The sequence below is a fragment of the Paraburkholderia sp. BR10872 genome (assembly GCF_040965835.1).
Taxonomy (GTDB): domain Bacteria; phylum Pseudomonadota; class Gammaproteobacteria; order Burkholderiales; family Burkholderiaceae; genus Paraburkholderia; species Paraburkholderia nodosa_A.
The window spans coordinates 1-255 of the sequence record NZ_JBFRCN010000199.1 but is presented as its reverse complement, the minus strand read 5'-3'; the positions used below and the strand labels follow the sequence as shown (position 1 = coordinate 255).

Annotated in this window: 1 protein-coding gene; it reads left to right on the top strand. The window is 60.8% G+C overall.

What is annotated here, in order from left to right:
• A partial coding sequence (locus AB4Y43_RS40680) for a methyl-accepting chemotaxis protein (RefSeq protein ID WP_368730312.1) occupies positions 1-255 on the top strand: 255 nt, incomplete at both ends.

Genomic DNA, 255 nt, shown 5'->3' with positions numbered 1-255 from the left:
AACAGGGACGCGGATTTGCCGTCGTCGCCGGCGAGGTCCGCATACTCGCCCAGCGCAGCGCGACGGCAGCCAAGGAAATCAAGGAACTGATCGGCGAGTCGGTCACTCGGGTCGACACCGGCTCGCAACTCGTTGAGGAAGCAGGCAGTACGATCAGCGAAATCGTTCAGTCGGTCAAGCGCGTAAGTGACATCATGAGCGAGATTGCGGCGGCGTCCGAAGAACAGAGCACCGGCATCGAGCAAGTCAATCAGG